The sequence below is a fragment of the Brevundimonas sp. GW821-FHT09G01 genome (assembly GCF_059416065.1).
Window position 1 is genome coordinate 175,043 of sequence record NZ_JBWKOL010000001.1, and the last position, 16,757, is coordinate 191,799.

General features: G+C 69.1%; 19 protein-coding genes. 9 read left to right on the top strand and 10 right to left on the bottom strand.

Annotated elements, in window-relative coordinates; all coding sequences use genetic code 11:
• Positions 1-9: 9 nt before the first annotated feature.
• From AC07NB_RS00975 to AC07NB_RS00990, 4 genes are all read left to right on the top strand, one after another.
• Entirely contained in the window at positions 10-834 is an 825-nt protein-coding gene (locus AC07NB_RS00975) for a trypsin-like serine peptidase (protein WP_494571751.1), read from the top strand.
• A gap of 326 nt (positions 835-1,160) precedes the next feature.
• Positions 1,161-1,397 carry a hypothetical protein gene (locus tag AC07NB_RS00980; RefSeq protein WP_494571752.1) on the top strand — a complete coding sequence of 79 codons (237 nt, stop codon included), beginning with the start codon at positions 1,161-1,163 and terminating at the stop codon, positions 1,395-1,397.
• 97 nt (positions 1,398-1,494) lie between these two features.
• A complete protein-coding gene (locus AC07NB_RS00985; RefSeq protein WP_494571753.1) occupies positions 1,495-2,589 on the top strand; it encodes a dipeptidase in 1,095 nt (364 codons plus the stop codon).
• Positions 2,590-2,662: 73 nt separating this feature from the next.
• A complete protein-coding gene (locus AC07NB_RS00990; RefSeq protein ID WP_494572550.1) occupies positions 2,663-3,553 on the top strand; it encodes an AraC family transcriptional regulator in 891 nt (296 codons plus the stop codon).
• A 12-nt stretch (positions 3,554-3,565) separates the two neighbouring features.
• Here the strand turns inward: AC07NB_RS00990 and AC07NB_RS00995 are convergent, their stop codons facing one another.
• On the bottom strand, positions 3,566-3,934 hold the full coding sequence (locus tag AC07NB_RS00995) for a hypothetical protein (protein ID WP_494571755.1): 369 nt from the start codon (positions 3,932-3,934) through the stop codon (positions 3,566-3,568).
• Positions 3,935-3,942: 8 nt separating this feature from the next.
• A complete protein-coding gene (locus AC07NB_RS01000) occupies positions 3,943-5,727 on the bottom strand; it encodes an acyl-CoA dehydrogenase (protein ID WP_494571756.1) in 1,785 nt (594 codons plus the stop codon).
• 125 nt (positions 5,728-5,852) lie between these two features.
• Between AC07NB_RS01000 and AC07NB_RS01005 the strand changes: the two genes are divergently transcribed.
• The gene (locus AC07NB_RS01005) at positions 5,853-6,404 is read left to right on the top strand and encodes a cytochrome b (RefSeq protein WP_494571757.1); all 552 of its coding nucleotides are present in this window, start codon (positions 5,853-5,855) and stop codon (positions 6,402-6,404) included.
• 77 nt (positions 6,405-6,481) lie between these two features.
• Positions 6,482-7,441 carry an L-threonylcarbamoyladenylate synthase gene (locus AC07NB_RS01010; protein WP_494571758.1) on the top strand — a complete coding sequence of 320 codons (960 nt, stop codon included), beginning with the start codon at positions 6,482-6,484 and terminating at the stop codon, positions 7,439-7,441.
• 42 nt (positions 7,442-7,483) lie between these two features.
• Here AC07NB_RS01010 and AC07NB_RS01015 read toward each other — a convergent pair whose 3' ends face one another.
• Positions 7,484-8,014, bottom strand: a complete 531-nt coding sequence (locus AC07NB_RS01015) for a PadR family transcriptional regulator (RefSeq protein WP_494571759.1) — start codon at positions 8,012-8,014, stop codon at positions 7,484-7,486.
• 54 nt (positions 8,015-8,068) lie between these two features.
• On the opposite strand from AC07NB_RS01015, the gene AC07NB_RS01020 reads away from it, so the two are divergent.
• The gene (locus AC07NB_RS01020) at positions 8,069-8,947 is read left to right on the top strand and encodes a pepsin/retropepsin-like aspartic protease family protein (protein WP_494571760.1); all 879 of its coding nucleotides are present in this window, start codon (positions 8,069-8,071) and stop codon (positions 8,945-8,947) included.
• Between the two features lie 26 nt (positions 8,948-8,973).
• Here the strand turns inward: AC07NB_RS01020 and AC07NB_RS01025 are convergent, their stop codons facing one another.
• From AC07NB_RS01025 to AC07NB_RS01045, 5 genes are all read right to left on the bottom strand, one after another.
• Positions 8,974-10,014, bottom strand: a complete 1,041-nt coding sequence (locus tag AC07NB_RS01025) for a patatin-like phospholipase family protein (RefSeq protein ID WP_492313451.1) — start codon at positions 10,012-10,014, stop codon at positions 8,974-8,976.
• Between the two features lie 2 nt (positions 10,015-10,016).
• Positions 10,017-10,865, bottom strand: coding sequence for a 3-hydroxybutyrate dehydrogenase (locus AC07NB_RS01030; protein WP_291835900.1), 849 nt, complete (start codon positions 10,863-10,865; stop codon positions 10,017-10,019).
• Positions 10,866-10,946: 81 nt separating this feature from the next.
• Positions 10,947-11,717 carry a peroxide stress protein YaaA gene (yaaA, locus tag AC07NB_RS01035; protein WP_291835903.1) on the bottom strand — a complete coding sequence of 257 codons (771 nt, stop codon included), beginning with the start codon at positions 11,715-11,717 and terminating at the stop codon, positions 10,947-10,949.
• Between the two features lie 54 nt (positions 11,718-11,771).
• Positions 11,772-12,590 carry an NAD(P)H-hydrate dehydratase gene (locus AC07NB_RS01040; RefSeq protein ID WP_494571761.1) on the bottom strand — a complete coding sequence of 273 codons (819 nt, stop codon included), beginning with the start codon at positions 12,588-12,590 and terminating at the stop codon, positions 11,772-11,774.
• A 4-nt stretch (positions 12,591-12,594) separates the two neighbouring features.
• A complete protein-coding gene (locus AC07NB_RS01045; protein ID WP_494571762.1) occupies positions 12,595-13,113 on the bottom strand; it encodes a hypothetical protein in 519 nt (172 codons plus the stop codon).
• Positions 13,114-13,247: 134 nt separating this feature from the next.
• On the opposite strand from AC07NB_RS01045, the gene AC07NB_RS01050 reads away from it, so the two are divergent.
• Positions 13,248-13,586, top strand: a complete 339-nt coding sequence (locus AC07NB_RS01050) for a P-II family nitrogen regulator (protein ID WP_291835915.1) — start codon at positions 13,248-13,250, stop codon at positions 13,584-13,586.
• Between the two features lie 75 nt (positions 13,587-13,661).
• Positions 13,662-15,071 (top strand): type I glutamate--ammonia ligase, encoded by a 1,410-nt coding sequence (gene glnA, locus AC07NB_RS01055; protein ID WP_291835918.1) that lies wholly within the window; start codon positions 13,662-13,664, stop codon positions 15,069-15,071.
• 55 nt (positions 15,072-15,126) lie between these two features.
• Here glnA and AC07NB_RS01060 read toward each other — a convergent pair whose 3' ends face one another.
• Together AC07NB_RS01060 and AC07NB_RS01065 are read right to left on the bottom strand one after the other, a co-directional pair.
• The gene (locus tag AC07NB_RS01060; RefSeq protein ID WP_494571763.1) at positions 15,127-15,702 is read right to left on the bottom strand and encodes a hypothetical protein; all 576 of its coding nucleotides are present in this window, start codon (positions 15,700-15,702) and stop codon (positions 15,127-15,129) included.
• 33 nt (positions 15,703-15,735) lie between these two features.
• On the bottom strand, positions 15,736-16,725 hold the full coding sequence (locus AC07NB_RS01065) for a hypothetical protein (protein WP_494571764.1): 990 nt from the start codon (positions 16,723-16,725) through the stop codon (positions 15,736-15,738).
• Positions 16,726-16,757: the final 32 nt, after the last annotated feature.

Genomic DNA, 16,757 nt, shown 5'->3' on the forward strand with positions numbered 1-16,757 from the left:
GGTATGCCGATGTTCGATCTTCAGGTCCCGCCCGAACCCGTCCAGGATCCGCCTGTCGCCGAGGTGGTGCAGGCCGCGCCCGTCTGGGACCTGACCGTCGGCCTGATCAAGGCGACGGTGCAGCTGGACCAGCCGATCAACGCCACGGAGCGCAAGGTGGGCACGGCCTTCCTGGTCAACGCCCCCACCCCGGACGGGAAGCCGCGCACGGTGCTGGTCACCGCCGCCCATGTGCTGGACGGCATGCCGTCGGCGCAGGCGCGGATCGGCTGGCGGGTCGAGACCCCGGACGGCGGCTGGCGGTTCGCGCCGCAGCCCCTGCGCATCCGCGAGGACGACGGCGATCCGCTGTGGACCAAGCACCCCGAGCGCGACATCGCGGTCATGGCCATCACCGCTCCGCCCGAGTTCGCCGAGGCGGCCATCCCGCTGGGCTGGCTGGCCAACGCCTATGCGCTGGACGCCTGGCAGGTGGGTCCGGGCGACGAGCTGATGACCCTGGGCTATCCGCATGGGTATTCAGCCAATACGGCGGGCTTCCCGATCCTGAGGACCGGGCGGGTGGCGTCCTGGCCGCTGACCCCGATCCGGGCCTTCCCCACCTTCCTGCTGGATTTCAACGTCTTTCCCGGCAACTCGGGCGGGCCGGTGTTCTGGACCCCGTCGGCGCGCAAGCTGCCGGGCACGGCCCAGCCCGAGCACCCCTTCATCGCCGGGGTGCTGGTGCAGGAGATGCGGGTCGGCGGCGAGACGGTGGGCATCGGGATCGTGGCCCATGCGGACTATGTGCGCGAGGCGATCGCGGTGATGGATGGGGTGGCGGTTTCGCGCTGATCGCGATCGTCATTCCGGCTCGCTCTCCCACACCGCTTATCCCGGCGAACGCCGGGACCCCGTCCTGTCCAGGGTGACACGAGCCCCTGGACTGACGGCGTGAGGTCAGCCCGGCGCCGCTCATCGCCCAAGGCGCCGGGTCCCGGCGTTCGCCGGGATGAGCGGAGATGAAGAATGTGGGTGTGGTGGGGTTTCCGGCGGCCTCATCGTCGCCTTCGTCTCTCGCGGAAGGTCCGGCGGCGGTCGGAATTGGGCGCGAGCCCCGGAACGACCGTGTCGGAAACTCTTTTCGGCGTTTCGGAAAAAAGCGAGTGCGAAGAGTGCGGATGGCCGTGCAGCCGTCCGGCCTTCACGCGGGCGGCGAAGCGCAGTGCGCGCAGGGCTTTCATGACGAGACGGCCCCAGTCGCGGGCGGCGCGGGCGCGGCGCTGACGGCGGGCGGCGGTCCGTTGCTCGACGGCGAAGCGATGGATCGCCCGCATGTCCGCAGAGCCGTCGTCGAGGAGGAATGGGCTGATCATGCCCGACAGGATGACACGGCCATGCGTCGGGATTGGACGTAGGGAGGTGAGCCGGTGTGAAGACGCCGGCGAGGTTACGGCGATTTAACTCGTGGTTCCCGGACAACCGCCGCCAAGCTCCAGGCTTGGGAGAGCGCACATGAACCGACGTGAATTGCTGGCGGGCTCTCTCGGGGGCGCGGCCCTGGTCGGCCTCGGGCCCGTGCAGGCGCAGGGCCGGACGCCTCGACGCTTCATGGTGGATGCGCTGGCGATCGGCGGGGCGGGATCGGTGGACGGCCCGGAAGTCCTGGCCGCCGGAATGGATGCGCTGGTCCTGGACATGACCATCTTCCCGCGCGCGCAAGGGGAGGCGACGGCGGCCCTGTCGGCGTGGAACGCCCGCGTGGCGGAGGACGGCGCGGCGTTGAGCCTCATCCGCAAGGGGGCTGATTTCCAGGCCGCCCGGGACGCCGGCAAGCTGGGCGTGGTCATCGCGTGCCAGGACGCGTCGATCCTGGGACCGTCGGTCATTTCCTATTCCGACCGGAATCTGGAGGCTCTGAGAGCCATGCACGCCGCGGGGCTGAGAATCCTCCAGCTGACTCACAACGAGAGGACCGGCGCGGGCGACGGCTTCATGGAGCCCCAGGACGGCGGCCTGTCGTTGCTGGGCGCCCGGGTCGTGGAGGAGATGGGCCGGCTGGGCGGCCTGATCGACCTGTCCCATTGCAGCGAGCGGACGACCATCGAGGCCATCCGCCGGTCCGCCGGACCGATCGCCGTCACCCACGCCGGCTGCCGCGCCTTGCACCCCAGCCTGCGCAACAAGACGGACGAGGCGATCCGGGCGCTGGCGGACAAGGGCGGCTTCTTCGGCGTCTTCATGATGAGCCGCTGGCTGACGGACCGCGACACCTCCTCGGTCGAGGACGTCGTGGATCACATCGACCATGTGGTGAAGATCGGCGGCGTCGAGGTCGCGGGGTTCGGCAGCGACCAGCCGGCGATGGGCGACCCCAGTCCCCAGGCCGCCAAGGTCGCCCGGCTAGCCGACTATCAGGCCCGGAACCTGGGACGGGCCGGGGCAGAGCCGCTGCACGGCCACGTGACCTGTGCGGACATGGACGGCCCGGACCGGATGACGGTGCTGGCCGGGGCCCTGGCGCGGAGAGGCTACGGCGCCTCGGACGTCGACAAGATCGTGGGCGGCAATTTCGTGAGGGTGTTCAGCGACGCTACGGCCGGATCCTAGGACGGAGCGCAGAACCGCAAGATCGGTCGAGCGCGTGACGGGCCGACGCGTCAAACCCGGATCGCCACAACGGATGAGGACGATGACGGCGGCGCTGGACCACTATCATGCCCGGATGCGGAGGGTGCTGGATCACATCGACCGGCACCTGGACGGCGATCTGGACCTGGAGGCGGTGAGCGGCGTCGCGGCGTTTTCCAAATTCCATTTCCACCGGCAGTTCAAGGCGACCTTCGGGGTGTCCCTGCATCGCTACGTCCAGCTGGCCCGCCTCAGGCAGGCCTCGAAACGGCTGGCCGACGGGCAGGGGGCCAGCGTGACCGACATCGCCCTGGACGCCGGCTACGAGACGCCCGACGCCTTCGCCCGCGCCTTTCGGCAACGGTTCCGGCAGTCGCCGTCGAGTTTCCGGAAATCTCCCGACTGGGAGCCGTGGCTTCGGGCTTTCGGGCCTTTCAACGCAGCCAGGAGCAAGCTCATGCCGACGACCTTCACCCCCGACCAGATCACCATTCGCGAGGTGGCCCCGACCCGCGTGGCGATGTTCGAACACCGGGGCGACCCGCAGACCCTGGACGTCACCATCCAGCGCTTCATCGCGTGGCGGAAGGCCGCCGGGCTGTCGCCCCAGACCAGCCCGACCTTCAACATCTGGTATTCCGAGCGGCGGCCGGCGAACCCCGCCGACTACCGCATGGACCTGTGCGTCGGGCTGGGCCCCGACCAGCCGATCATCGATCGGGGCGAGGGGGTCCGGGAAGGCGAGATCCCCGGCGGCCGCTGCGCCGTGCTGAGGGTCACGGGGGACACCCACAACCTGGAGCCCGCGGCCCTGTACCTGTACCGCGACTGGCTGCCGGCCGGCGGCGAGGAGATGCGGGACTTCCCCATCTACTGCCAGCGCTTCCTGCTGGGTGATCCGGAGCAGGGGGCGGCGGCGGAGCTGCACCTGCCGCTGAAGTAGAGGGCTGAGCCGTCAGATCCAGCAGCCGGCCAGGGACATGACGGCGATCATCGACCAAGCCAGGGTTATCGGACAGACGGCGAGGGCCACGCCCGCGACGAACCGCCGATAGCCCTTGGCGAAGAGGGTGAGGACGACGCCTCCGATGATGCTGATCAGCGCGAGGATCATCGGGACATCGTTCAGCGACCGCTCCACGCACGACCCCGCCGGGAGGCCGAACGCCGTCTGCAGCGCGATGATGCACAGCAGCGGCGCGAGCAGGAGGAGGACGACCCAGAGGTAGGGCCGTACGGGATGCATGCGCCACGGATAGGCCCAGAACGCCAAGCCCAGCCCGAAAGGCGTCAGGATGGGGCTGAACAGGGCGAGGGTGAACATCGGTGAGCTCAGCCGGCCAGCACGTCCACGCTCATCCGTTCCAGCAGGGCGCCGCCCTGGCCGACGGCGGCGAGGCGGCTGGAGACGTGGCCCAGGACGTTGGCGGCGTAGACTTCGTAGAGCGCGATCTTGCCTTCCAGCCAGACCGGATCGCCCCGTTCGGCGTCCAGCTCGGCGCGGGCCCACAGGGCGCCCTTGGCCAGCATCCAGCCGCCCGTGACGTCGCCCAGCAGCTTCAGATAGGCGTCGGCGGCGGCCAGGACGTCGGCGGCGCGGTCCTTGTCGCTCTTGGCGTCCAGCAGCCAGAGGGTGGCGTCCTCGACGGCCTCGACGGCGTTGGCGAAGCGCTCGACCGGCTTGCCGGTGTAGAGCTTGTGTAGCTGGGCCAGGGTGATCTTGAAGTCGGCGATCAGCTCGCGGGCCGACTGGCCGCCGTCCTGCGACAGCTTGCGGCCGACCAGGTCCATGGCCTGGATCCCGTTGGTGCCTTCGTAGATCGGGGTGATGCGGGCGTCGCGGTAGTACTGGGCCGCGCCGGTCTCCTCGATGAAGCCCATGCCGCCGTGGACCTGGACGCCCTGGGAGGCGACCTCGCAGCCGACGTCGGTGGACCAGGCCTTAGCGATGGGGGTGAACAGGTCCTCGCGGCCCTTCCACTGGCGGCGCTCATCCTCGGTGGCGGCGTGGCGGGCCAGGTCGGCGGCGACGCCGGTGGACAGGCAGATGGCGCGGGCGGCGGCGATCCTGGCCTTCATCACCGACAGGGTGCGGCGCACGTCCGGGTGATCGACGATGGGGCTGTTGGCGGCGCCGGTCCAGACGCTGCGGCCCTGCTTGCGCTCGCGGGCGTATTCGAGGGCGTGCTGGTAGGCGCGCTCGGCGATGCCGACGCCCTCGACGCCGACGGCGAGGCGGGCGGCGTTCATCATGATGAACATGTGGGCCAGGCCCTCGTTGGGCGTGCCGACCAGTTCGGCGACGGCGTCCTCATAGGCCATGACGCAGGTGGGCGAGCCGTGGATGCCCAGCTTGTGCTCGACGCTGACGGGATGGAAGCTGTTGCGCGCGCCCAGCGAGCCGTCCGGGTTCACCAGATACTTGGACGCCAGGAACAGGCTGATGCCCTTGGGCCCGGCGGGGGCGTCGGGCAGGCGGGCCAGCACCAGGTGGACGATGTTGTCCGTGGCGTCGTGGTCGCCCCAGGTGATGAAGATCTTCTGGCCCGAGAGGCGGTAGGTCCCGTCGGCCTGGGGGACAGCGGTGGCGGTCAGGGCGCCGAGGTCCGAGCCAGCCTGCGGCTCGGTCAGCACCATGGCGCCGGTCCATTCGCCGGAGACCAGCCTGGACAGATAGGTCGCCTTCTGCGCCTCGGTGCCTTGCGCCTCCAGCGCCTCGATGGAGGCCAGCGACAGCATGGGGCACAGGCCGAAGGCCATGTTGGCGGCGTGGACCGTCTCATAGGCGGCGAGCTCCAGCGCCTTGGGCAGTTGCTGCCCGCCGGAGTGGGCCTGGGCGGTCAGGCCGGTCCAGCCGCCGGCGGCGAACTGGCGGTAGGCGTCGGCGAAGCCCGGCGCGGCGGTGACGTTCCCGTCCTTGCAGGTCGAGCCCTTCTGGTCGCCGATGCGGTTCAGCGGAGCCAGGACGCCCTCGGAGAACTGGCCCGCCGCCTCCAGCACCGCGCCCATCAGGTCGGCGTCATAATCGGGGAAGGCGCCGGTGGCGGCGACCTGGTCGATGCCGGCCACGGCCTGCAGGGTGAAGGCGAGATCACGGATCGGGGCGCGGTAGGTCATGGGGCTTCCGGTCGGGTTCAGGCAAACAGGCGGCGGTCATGGCCTGTCCGCGGCCCCTTGCGCAAGGGCGGGCGAAGCGGACAGGATCGGCCCACTGTGAACCTGTGCCGTCACGGAAGGGAAGCATGGCCGAACCGCGCAACCGATACTCCGTGACCTCACTGGTGCTGCACTGGCTGATCGCGGTGCTGATCCTGGCCCAGATCCTGCTGATCACGGCCCATGACGCGACCGAGGGGCCGCTGTCGCGAGAGTTCATACAGATCCACAAGTCGGTGGGCCTGACGATTCTGCTGCTGACGCTGGCGCGGATCGGCTGGCGGATCGCCAATCCGGCCATTCCTCTGCCCGGCCATATGAAGCCGTGGGAGAAGCGGTTCGCCCGCGTGACGCATGTGCTGTTCTACGTCGCCCTGATCGCCCTGCCGCTGACCGGATGGGCGGCCAGTTCGACGGGCGGGCGGGACATCCCGTTCTTCGGCCTGTTCGACTGGCCCCTGCTGCCGATCGGGGGCGGGCGCGAGGCGGGGCGGGCCCTGATGGAGGCGCACGGGATCGCGGTGAAGGCGCTCTACGTCCTGCTGGCCCTGCATGTGGCGGCGGCGCTGAAGCACCACTTCATCGACCGGGACAACATCCTGCACCGGATGATCCCGCTGATTCCGCGTCGGCCCTGAGACCGGAGGCGGGGGTTGCGCCGGGGTAGGGCGAGGGCGCACATGACCGGCGACGACGGCATGAGGATTTGAGACGCGTGGAACGGCTGGATCTGACGACGGGTCGGGACGCGGGGGCCGAGGAAGCCGCCGTCCGGGCGCTGGCGGACGGCAAGCTGATCATCCTGCCGACCGAGACCGTCTACGGCCTGGCCGCCGACGCGTCCGACGCCCGCGCCGTGGCCGCCATCTTCGAGGCCAAGGGGCGGCCGCGCTTCAATCCCCTGATCGCCCATGTGGCCGACGCCGCCGGCGCCGAGGCCGTCGCGGTGTTCGACGACCGCGCGGGGCGCCTGGCCGAGGCCTTCTGGCCCGGCCCCCTGACCATCGTCGCCCCGGTGCGGAACCGCGAGGCGGTGTGCGACCTGGCCCGGGCCGGGCTGGACAGCGTGGCGGTGCGCGTGCCCGGCCACGCCCGCGCCCGCGAGGTCATCGGCGCCTTCGGCGGGCCGGTGGTGGCGCCCTCGGCCAACCGCTCGGGCCGGCCCAGCCCGACGACCTTCGCCGACGCCATGGAGGAGACCGGCTTCGCCGCCGCCGAGGGCGTGGACGGCGGCCCCTGCGCCGTGGGGGTGGAGAGCACCGTGGTGTCGGTGCTGAACGGGGTGGTCAGCCTGCTGCGCCCCGGCGCCGTGACCCGCGACGAGCTGGAGGCGGTGGTCGGACCGCTGGACGGGGCGCCGGACGGGGGCGGGGAGGGACATCGTTCGCCCGGCCGCCTGACCCTGCACTATGCGCCGGACGCGCCGGTGCGGATCAATGCGACGAGCCTGCACAAGGGCGAACTGCTGCTCGGCTTCGGCCCCGGCGTGGGCGATCCGCGCTGGAGCCTGAGCCCGACGGGGGACCTGCGCGAGGCGGCGGCCAACCTGTTCCGGCGGTTCCGCGAGGCCGACCGCGAGAAGCCGTCGGGCATCGCCGTGGCCCCCGTGCCGCTGGACGGCCTGGGCGAGGCGATCAACGACCGGCTGCGCCGGGCGGCGGGGCATATCGGCTAGGGCCTGTGCAGAGCGGCTCCTGGGCTGCCGGCCACATCCGCGTCACTCCGGCTTCGATCCCGCGCCCTGATCCTCCAGCCAGCGCAGCCGCATCGCCTGCAGCTGGATCGACCATTCGCTGCGGGCCTGCTCCACCGGATCGAGCGCGTCGAGCGAGACCGTCAGGCGCTGCAGCTCTTCCTCGACCGTGAGCCTGAGGCGGCGCAGGGCGTCGGCGCGCATCGCCGGATCGAGCGTCGCCCACAGGCCGGCGCGGAGCCGGAAGGGATCGACGCCGACGCTGGTCGCGCGGACGGGATCGCAGATCCAGCCTTCCACCGCCGCAACGCCCTCAGGCGACAGGGACAGGTGGCTGCCCTTGTGGCCGGTCTCGATGGGAGCGCTGTCGATCAGGCCCGCCTCAACGAGGCGACGGATGGCCGGATAAACCGCGCCGGCGCTGCCGCTCCACTCGATGGAGGGCGAGGTCTGGAAGGCCCGGCGGACCTTGAAGGCGGTGCGGTTCTGGCGGTGATGGATCTCGGAGAGCACGGCCCCCTCAAGCTCCGTCAGGCCGGATGAATGTCTTGTCATTTGACGTCCGATCGCGAATTGGTACTAATCGTACTAGTTTTTCGAAAGGTCGTCATGCGTACTTCGCTCTTCAAACTGGCTGTCCTGGCCGCCGCCTTCTCCGTGCCCCTGGTCGGGTCCCTGTGCAACGCCGCGCAGGCGCAAACCCAGCCGCCGACCATGATCAGCCTCTTCCAGTCCAATGACCGCGTCCTGGTCATGCTGACGATCGGCGACCACCCGCCAATGCCCGCCGTGTTCGACACCGGCACGAACGGGAACGTCATCGACATCGGCGTGGCCCAGAAGCTGGGGCTGGAGAACCGGGGCGGCTCGCGTTCCATCGACGGCAGCACCGGCCGGCCCGTGCCCGGGTTCGAGACCTTCATCGCCGGCGCCAGCCTGGGCGGGACGCCGATCCAGGACGCCCGCGCGACGGCCATGGCCTTCAGCCATCCGAACGAGGTCGCGATCATCGGCCCGAACAGCTTTCCGGGGCAGTACGTGCTGATGGACCTAGGGCGGAGCCGGCTGAGCCTGTACGCGCCGGCGGACGCGCCGGAGGCGGGGGAGGGCTTCCCCTATCTCGGCGAAGGGGGCGCGGCCCTGCCGTCCCTCAACATCGAACTGGAGGGACGGGCGATCCCGGCCATCCTGGACACGGGCAACACGAGCGACTTCCTGCTGCCGCTCAGCCTGGCCAAAGACCTGCCGCTGGAGAGCGAGCCGGTGGTCATCGGCCACGCGACGTCCGCCGCCGGCGTGCAGGATGTCTATGAAGCGCGTCTGGGCGAGGACATCACCATCGCGGGGGTGGTGATCCACCGGCCCAAGATCCGGTTCATCGAAGGCGGGCGTCCGAACATTGGCATGCCCGTGCTTCGCCAGCTGAAGCTGATGTTCGATCCGGTGCAGCGCCGGACCTGGGTCGTCGGCGCGCCCGCGGCCCGGTAGCGACACGGACATCGGGGCGCGGCGGCCTAGAGAAACCGCGCCCTGATATCCACGCTGGAGCGTTCGCCCACGTCGTCGAAACAGGTCGTCAGCCAATCCTCCGCCGCCTCGCGGCCATGGCCCTTCAGCCGGTTGAGGAAGGTCCATTCGGTATCGAACTTGGACCCCAGTGAAAGCGGCGCCAGCCAGCGGTCGCTGTCGATGGCGTGCATGCGGATGGCCTGGGCGCGGTGGCGGTTTCCGGTCTGAAGCTGACCGTCGGCGATCAGGGACTGGAGCAGTGCGAAGGCGCGCAGTTCGGAGACCAGCGGGGCGTTGAAGACGATCTCGTTGAGGCGGTCCATGATCTCGCCGGCGGCGTGGGGCGTGTCCTCGCGCACGAAGGGGTTCAGCGGCAGGATCAGGACGTCGTCGGGCGTGTCCGGATGGATCAGGGGCCACAGCGCCGGATTGGCCAGATAGCCGCCGTCCCAATAGCTTTCGCCGTCGATCTCCACCGCCTGGAACAGGTGCGGCAGGCACGAGGAGGCGAGCAGGACCTCGGGCGTGATCTCGGCGGTCCTGAAGACGCGGGCGCGGCCCTGTTTCACCGCCGTGGCGGAGACGAAGACGGAGATGGACGAGGCGCGCACGGCCTCGAAATCGATGGCCGTGTCGAGGACCCGCCGGAGCGGGTTCAGGTTGAAGGGGTTGAACTGATAGGGGCTCATCGACAGGGCGATGTTCTCGCCGGTGCGCCACAGGCCGGTGTCCTTCAGCCAGCCGGGCGTCAGGGCCGCGCTCCAGATCGAGGAATCGCCGAAGACGTTGCGGCCGCCGGACTGGTTGACCTCGCGCCACAGCAGATCCAGCTGCCTGCGGGCGCCGTCGGGGCCGCCGGTCTCCAGGCCGCTGACCAGGGCCGCGGCGTTCATGGCTCCGGCGGAGGCGGCGGTGACGGCGCGGACGTCCAGGCGGTCGTCCTCGAGCAGGCGGTCGAGCACGCCCCACTGGAAGGCGCCGTGGGAGCCGCCGCCCTGAAGGGCGAGGCAGACCGGACGACGCTTGGGGGCCGCCGGTTTGGCCATGGCTATTGCGCCGTCCAGCCGCCGTCGATGGAGAAGCTGGCCCCGTTGGCCGAGGCGCCGAGGTCGGAGACGAGGTAGAGGAACATCCCGGCCAGCTGGTCGGTGGTGACGAATTTCTTGGTCGGCTGGGACCCCAGGATGACGTCCTTGAGCACCTGCTCCTTTGACATGCCGCGGGTGCGGGCCTGGTCGGCGATCTGCTTTTCGACGATGGGGGTCTCGACGAAGCCGGGGCAGATGGCGTTGCAGGTGATGTTGTCCTGCGCCACTTCCAGGGCGACGGTCTTGGTGAAGCCGAGGACGCCGTGCTTGGCGGCGACATAGGCCGACTTGAACGGGCTGGCGACCAGGCCGTGGGCCGAGGCGATGTTGACGATCCGGCCGCGGCCCTGGGCCTTCATGATCGGGATGGCCGCCCGCGTCGCATAGAAGGTCGACGACAGGTTGATGGCGATGATCTGCTCCCACTTGTCGGCGGGGAATTTCTCGACGGCCTCGACGTGCTGGATGCCGGCGTTGTTGACCAGGATATCGACACGGCCGAGCTCGTGCTTGCCGAAGGCGACCATGTCGGCGACCTCGTCGCCGCGCATCATGTTGGCGGCGTGGTAGCGGACGCGGACGCCGCAGCTGGCCTCGATCCCGGCGCGGGTGCGTTCGATCTCGGCCGGGTCGCCCAGGCCGTTCAGGACCACGTCGCCGCCCCGGCTGGCCACGGCCTTGGCCAGCGCCAGTCCGATGCCCGAGGTCGAACCCGAGATCACCGCCACCTGGCCCTTGAGGTCGCCGACGTCGCGGAACGGTTCGCTCTCGCTGGAGGCGCCTTCACCACGCTTGGGCCACTGGAACATGTTGTCTTTCCTCGGAGGACTTTTCGACTCTGGCCTCGGCGCGACTCTAGCGTCAGGCATACGTCATGGCGACTGTCGGGCTCAAGTATTTCCCGACCTGATGAATATCCACTCCGTGTCCGAGGACGCGGACTTGTCGAAGCGGTAGCCGTCGCGGTCGAAGGCCTTCAAATCCTCCGCCCGGTCGATGCGTTCGTCGATGGCGAAGCGGGCCATGGTCCCGCGCGCCCGCTTGGCGAAGAAGGAGATGATGCGCCGATCGCCGGCCTTGTCCTCGTAGAAGTTCGGCGTGACCACCGGCAGCTTCAGGGCCTTGGCGTCGACGGCGCCGAAATACTCCTGGCTGGCCAGGTTCACGAGGGTCGGATCGCTCTGGCCCTCGGCGTCGGCGTTGAGGCATTTCGAGATGCGGTCGCCCCAGAAGTCGTAGAGGCTGGAGCCGCGCCGGGTCTTCAGCCGCGTGCCCATCTCGAGGCGGTAGGGCTGGATCCGGTCCAGCGGGCGCAGCAGGCCATAGAGGCCGGACAGGATGCGCAGGTGCGCCTGGGCGAAGGCCAGGCCCGCCGGGTCCAGCTCGCGGGCGCGCAGGCCCTCGTAGACGTCGCCGGCGAAGGCGAAGGCGGCCTGGACCCCGTCGGTGGAATCGGGCGCGAAGGCCTGGAAGCGCTCGCGGTTCAGCCGGGCCAGATCGTCCGAAATGCCCATCAGGCGGCGCAGCTCGGCCACGGTGCGGGCGCGGGCGGTCTTGGACAGCGAGGCCGTGTCCTCGAGGAAGCGGCGCTCCGAGGCGGGGACGGCGGGGTCGGCTTCGGTGAAGTCGAGACGCTTGGCCGGGGACAGGACGATCAGCATGCGGTCCTGTTAGGCCGCTTCGGTGACGATTTGAACCGGACCCGGGGTCGCGGCTCAGCCGCCCTGTGCATAGAGGAGGGCCAGAACGGCGGGCAGGCGTTCGGGCAGGTCCTCGGCGATCAGGCCGGGACCGAAGGCGCGGGCGGCCTCGGCGTGCATCCAGACGGCCGCGCGGGCGGCGTCGAAACTGTCCATGCGCTGGGCCACCAGGCCGCCGATCATGCCCGCCAGCACGTCGCCGGAGCCCGCGGTCGCCAGCCAGGGCACGCCGTTGTGGTTCATGGCGAGGCGGCCGTCCGGGGCGGCGATCACCGTCTCCGGCCCCTTGAGCACGACCACGGCGCCCGCCCGCTTGGCCGCCTCGCGCGCCGCCGTCTCGCGGCCCTTGGCCAGCAGGTCGGGGAAGAGGCGTTTGAACTCACCCTCATGCGGGGTCAGGACGTCGTCGCGGTCCAGCAGGCCGAACAGTTCGCCGGGCCAGGCTTCGAACACCGTCAGGCCGTCGGCGTCCACGATCAGGGCCGCGCCGGTCTCGGCCAGGGCGCGGACGTTGGCCGAGGTGGCGTCGTTGACGCCCGCCGCCGGTCCCACGACCACGGCGTCCATGCCCTGGGCCGCCGCCTTCAGCGCCTCATCGGAGGCGAAGGGGGTCAGCATGATCGCCTCGACGGCCGGGGCGATGACCGCCGCCGCGTCGGGCGGGCACAGGATGCGCACCACCCCGGCGCCGATGCGCAGGCCGGCGCGCGCCGCCAGCCGGGCGGCCCCGGTCTGGGTCGCCTTGCCCGAGACCACGCCCAGCCGCCCGCGCGCATGCTTGTGCGCATCGACGCCGGGCCAGGGCATTTTGGCGTGCCAGTCTTCGACGACCATGGTCCTAGGCCTTTCGCGTGAACACGCGGCCGCTCATCGCGCCGCCGAAGACCTTGACCGGCCGGTCCTCGATCCGGAACTGCCCGGTCCCGATCAGTCCCGCGACCAGGGCGTCCAGGCTTGTACTGTCGTTGTAGGGCGCGAACCGATGCAGCAGGCGTCCGTCGCGGGAGAAGAGGGACAGGGCGCCGGGCGTCGACTTGTGGAGATCGGCGGTCTGGATCTCCGCATAGCGGATGCGGGTCGTCTCAGGCCGCCCGGCGGTGCGGACAGTTATGGAGTCGCCGCCGAAGTCCACGTCGGTGGCCTTGTACAGCCGCCTCACCATCAGGATCGGAAGCGGGAGAAACACCAGCGCGGCGATGATCCCCATCAGCTTCACCGACGGGAAGGCGTTCACGAAATCCGCCAGTCCGCCGAAGCCGAAAACGAAGAAGAGTCCACCGAACGCGACCGCTAGGAATCCCAGGGCGACGGCCAGTCCCACCCGCCTGTCGGTCTGTTTGAACCTGATGCTCGCCATTCCAGCCTCCATGCCGATACGTTTTCGTCCGCTTACGGTTCGCCGCGCATGCGAAAAACACTTGCCTTATTGTGCAATGCAATGTCCCTTTGCTGCCCGAGCGCGCGGCATTCCAGAGCCCGCCGGGAACGCCGATGAAAAAGATTGAAGCCGTCATCAAGCCTTTCAAGCTGGATGAAGTGAAAGAGGCCCTGCAGGACGCGGGAGTCCAGGGGATGACGGTGCTCGAAGCCAAGGGCTATGGGCGTCAGAAGGGCCATTCGGAACTCTACAGGGGCGCCGAGTACGTCATCGACTTCCTGCCCAAGATCAAGATCGAGGTCGTGGTTTCCGACGACCTGGCCCCGTCGGTGATCGAGGCCATCCAGACCGCAGCCCGCACCGGCAAGATCGGCGACGGCAAGATTTTCGTGTCTGACGTCCTGGACGTCATTCGCATCCGCACTGGCGAAACGGGCGCACAAGCCGTCTGATCGCTCAGACCACCGGCCGTGTCTCCGGGCGCGGTCGTCAACGAAACCTCCCCATAAGAAACAGGACCTCGAAGAATGAGCGACGCGGGCAAGATCCTTAAAGAGATCAAGGAGAAAGACGTTCGCTACGTCGATCTCCGCTTCACCGACACAAAGGGTCGGATGCAGCACGTGACCTTCGACATCGACCTTGTCGACGAGGAATTCCTCGAAGAGGGCACGATGTTCGACGGCTCGTCGATCGCCGGCTGGAAGGCCATCAACGAGTCCGACATGCTGCTGAAGCCGGACCTTGCAAACTTCTGGATCGACCCCTTCTACCAGCAGACGACGCTGTTCCTGTTCTGCGACGTGCTGAACCCGGACACGGGCGAGCCCTACAACCGCGACAGCCGCTCTATGGCCAAGAAGGCGCTGGCGTACGTCCAGTCCTCGGGCGTGGGCGACACCGTCTATTTCGGCCCGGAAGCCGAGTTCTTCATCTTCGACGACGTGCGCTGGTCCACCGCCCCGCACGACACCGGCTACACCTACGATTCGATCGAGCTGCCGGCCAACACCGGCGCTGAATACTCCGAAGGCAACATGGGCCACCGCCCGGGGCCCAAGGGCGGCTACTTCCCGGTCAATCCGACCGACAGCGCCCAGGACCTGCGTGGCGAGATGCTGGGCGTGATGCGCGACCTGGGCATGCAGCCCGAGAAGCACCACCACGAGGTGGCCCCGGCGCAGCACGAGCTGGGCCTGAAGTTCAGCGACCTGCTGACCATGGCCGACCGCACCCAGATGTATAAGTACGTGATCCACAACGTGGCCGCCGCCTACGGCAAGTCGGCCACCTTCATGGCCAAGCCGACCTTCGGGGACAACGGCTCGGGCATGCACGTGCACCAGTCGATCTGGCGCGACGGCAAGCCGCTGTTCGCGGGCGACAAATACGCCGGCCTGTCGGACCTCTGTCTTTGGTACATCGGCGGCATCATCAAGCACGCCAAGGCCATCAACGCCTTCGCGAACTCGACCACCAACTCCTACAAGCGCCTGGTCCCGGGCTATGAAGCCCCGGTCAAGCTGGCGTACTCGGCCCGCAACCGCTCGGCCTCGATCCGCATCCCGTGGGTCAACTCGCCCAAGGCCAAGCGCATCGAAGCCCGCTTCCCGGATCCGATGGGCAACCCCTACCTGACCTTCGTGGCCCTGCTGATGGCCGGCCTGGACGGGATCGAGAACCGCATCGATCCGGGCGCGCCCGCCGACAAGAACCTGTACGACCTGCCGCCGGAAGAGCGCGGCAACATCCCCGAGGTCTGCGGCTCGCTGCGCGAAGCCCTGGAGAGCCTCGACAAGGATCGCGCCTTCCTCAAGAAGGGCGGCGTCATGGATGACGACTTCATCGACAGCTACATCGAGCTGAAGATGGAAGAGGTGATGCGTCTGCAACTGCACCCGCACCCCGTCGAATTCGACATGTACTACAGCTGCTGATCGACAGCGGGGGCTGATCGAGGAGGGCGCCGGCGGGAAACCGCCGGCGCCCTTTTCATTTGGGTGAGCTGTCGTCGAAATGTTCGGCATGGAACCGCCGCGCACTGGTCAGCGCGTCGTCCAGGTTCTGGCCGACCCAGCCGAACTCCAGCAGGCTCTGGCCCACGCCCTGGCGGGAATAGGACAGGCAGATCAGGCCTTGGCGAATGCGGGTTGTGGCCCAGTCGAAGGTCAGGCCCGCCTTGGTGGAGGACCCGGCGAACACCTGGCCGACTTCGCGCTCCACCCGCCGTTCAAGAGGCTCCCACGAGTGGTCGGTGCTGAAGCGGGCGATCTCGGCGTCGTAGCGACGGCGATCGAAAGTGATCGGCGAGCCGTCGTGCAGCCGCCATTCGACCGTGCTCTCCGTCCTCTCCACCTCGACCGTCACGTCGCCGCAGCCCACCACGCCGCAACCGCATCGTCCGATCAGGAGGCGCGCAGGGTTCCTGGCGAACTCAAGGACAAGCTCAGGCGGGTCGAGGCCCAGGCAGTCCTCTGCCAGCCAGTCGGCGCCGTCCACGAGCGGCCGCGCCTCATGGTCGTTGCTGGAAGGGGAGGCGAGAATGCGAAAGGAAAGAACCGAGGTCATGTGCAAGTACCGCCGAACAGCCGGCCCGGCGACCTAGGCCGCCAGCTGTTCGATGAGCGGCTGGAGCGCTTCGTCCGTATACGGAGCAAGGTCCTTCAGGAAGCCGATCAGGGCGCGTTCGTTGACGTCGAAATCGCCGTCGCGGCCGATGCGGTCGACCAGCCAGCGCGCCTCTTCGGCGTTCACCGGCGCGGCGGTCGAGGCGGCCTGCTGCCGGGTCTGTTCGCGCTCCCTGAACAGGGCTTCGGCGGCGTCGGGTTCGAAGAGACCGCGGATCAGCAGGGCGGGGGTATGCCAGCCGATGTTGTGGACGGCGGTCTGGCCGAACTCCTTGACGATGCCGCTCATGATGCCGGCGTCGGGGTCGGCCAGCCAGCGCTCGCGGCGCAGGGCCTCCTCGCGGCCGGGCGGGGCCCATCCGGCGGCGGCGGTGACGGCGTTGGCCACGGCGCGCATGAAGAAGTCGGTCCAGGACGGATCGTTGGCCGCGCCGCGCGTGGCGTCGTTAAGGTCGAACAGCGCCTCGGCCTCCTCGCGCGAGATGGCGAGACGGCCGGGGCCGGAGGGGGCGAACATCAGCCGGCGCATGCGCTGGACCTCGGTCGCGCTGATCACGCCGTCGTTCTCGACCACGGAGCGACTGACCAGGCTGAGGCCGAAGGCCGCGAGCGCGGCCGGGGCGCTGTCGGCCTGTTCCAGCACCCGCACCACCAGTTCGATCTCGGTGCCGTCACGGGCCCGCCTGTCGGCCTCGATGCGGGCGATCAGCCAGTCGGCCTGGGCGTCGGTGACATAGCCCGGAGGCTCCTGCTGGCGGACCAGCCAGTCGGTAAGGGCTTCCAGGAAGAGCATGCGCCATTCGGCGACGCGGCGTTCCGTGCCCTCATCGATGCGGAACAGGGCCTCGGCCTCGTCGCGGGTGACGGTGACCTCGCCGAAGATGTTCTGACGCAGCGCCAGGATGTCGGCCGAGGTCACCTCGCCGCGCGCGATGATGTCGTTCGAAAGGTCGATCAGGCCCATGTCCACGCTCCCGGTTTCCCGCAAAGGTGCCC

What these genes read in the sequence shown, in the direction of transcription:
- AC07NB_RS00975 (WP_494571751.1), top strand. Translation starts at nt 10, where the DNA reads ATGTTCGATCTTCAGGTCCCGCCCGAACCCGTCCAGGATCCGCCTGTC.
- AC07NB_RS00980 (WP_494571752.1), top strand. Translation starts at nt 1,161, where the DNA reads ATGGCCGTGCAGCCGTCCGGCCTTCACGCGGGCGGCGAAGCGCAGTGC.
- AC07NB_RS00985 (WP_494571753.1), top strand. Translation starts at nt 1,495, where the DNA reads ATGAACCGACGTGAATTGCTGGCGGGCTCTCTCGGGGGCGCGGCCCTG.
- AC07NB_RS00990 (WP_494572550.1), top strand. Translation starts at nt 2,663, where the DNA reads ATGAGGACGATGACGGCGGCGCTGGACCACTATCATGCCCGGATGCGG.
- AC07NB_RS00995 (WP_494571755.1), bottom strand. Translation starts at nt 3,934, where the DNA reads ATGTTCACCCTCGCCCTGTTCAGCCCCATCCTGACGCCTTTCGGGCTG.
- AC07NB_RS01000 (WP_494571756.1), bottom strand. Translation starts at nt 5,727, where the DNA reads ATGACCTACCGCGCCCCGATCCGTGATCTCGCCTTCACCCTGCAGGCC.
- AC07NB_RS01005 (WP_494571757.1), top strand. Translation starts at nt 5,853, where the DNA reads ATGGCCGAACCGCGCAACCGATACTCCGTGACCTCACTGGTGCTGCAC.
- AC07NB_RS01015 (WP_494571759.1), bottom strand. Translation starts at nt 8,014, where the DNA reads ATGACAAGACATTCATCCGGCCTGACGGAGCTTGAGGGGGCCGTGCTC.
- AC07NB_RS01020 (WP_494571760.1), top strand. Translation starts at nt 8,069, where the DNA reads ATGCGTACTTCGCTCTTCAAACTGGCTGTCCTGGCCGCCGCCTTCTCC.
- AC07NB_RS01025 (WP_492313451.1), bottom strand. Translation starts at nt 10,014, where the DNA reads ATGGCCAAACCGGCGGCCCCCAAGCGTCGTCCGGTCTGCCTCGCCCTT.
- AC07NB_RS01030 (WP_291835900.1), bottom strand. Translation starts at nt 10,865, where the DNA reads ATGTTCCAGTGGCCCAAGCGTGGTGAAGGCGCCTCCAGCGAGAGCGAA.
- yaaA (WP_291835903.1), bottom strand. Translation starts at nt 11,717, where the DNA reads ATGCTGATCGTCCTGTCCCCGGCCAAGCGTCTCGACTTCACCGAAGCC.
- AC07NB_RS01040 (WP_494571761.1), bottom strand. Translation starts at nt 12,590, where the DNA reads ATGGTCGTCGAAGACTGGCACGCCAAAATGCCCTGGCCCGGCGTCGAT.
- AC07NB_RS01045 (WP_494571762.1), bottom strand. Translation starts at nt 13,113, where the DNA reads ATGGCGAGCATCAGGTTCAAACAGACCGACAGGCGGGTGGGACTGGCC.
- AC07NB_RS01050 (WP_291835915.1), top strand. Translation starts at nt 13,248, where the DNA reads ATGAAAAAGATTGAAGCCGTCATCAAGCCTTTCAAGCTGGATGAAGTG.
- glnA (WP_291835918.1), top strand. Translation starts at nt 13,662, where the DNA reads ATGAGCGACGCGGGCAAGATCCTTAAAGAGATCAAGGAGAAAGACGTT.
- AC07NB_RS01060 (WP_494571763.1), bottom strand. Translation starts at nt 15,702, where the DNA reads ATGACCTCGGTTCTTTCCTTTCGCATTCTCGCCTCCCCTTCCAGCAAC.
- AC07NB_RS01065 (WP_494571764.1), bottom strand. Translation starts at nt 16,725, where the DNA reads ATGGGCCTGATCGACCTTTCGAACGACATCATCGCGCGCGGCGAGGTG.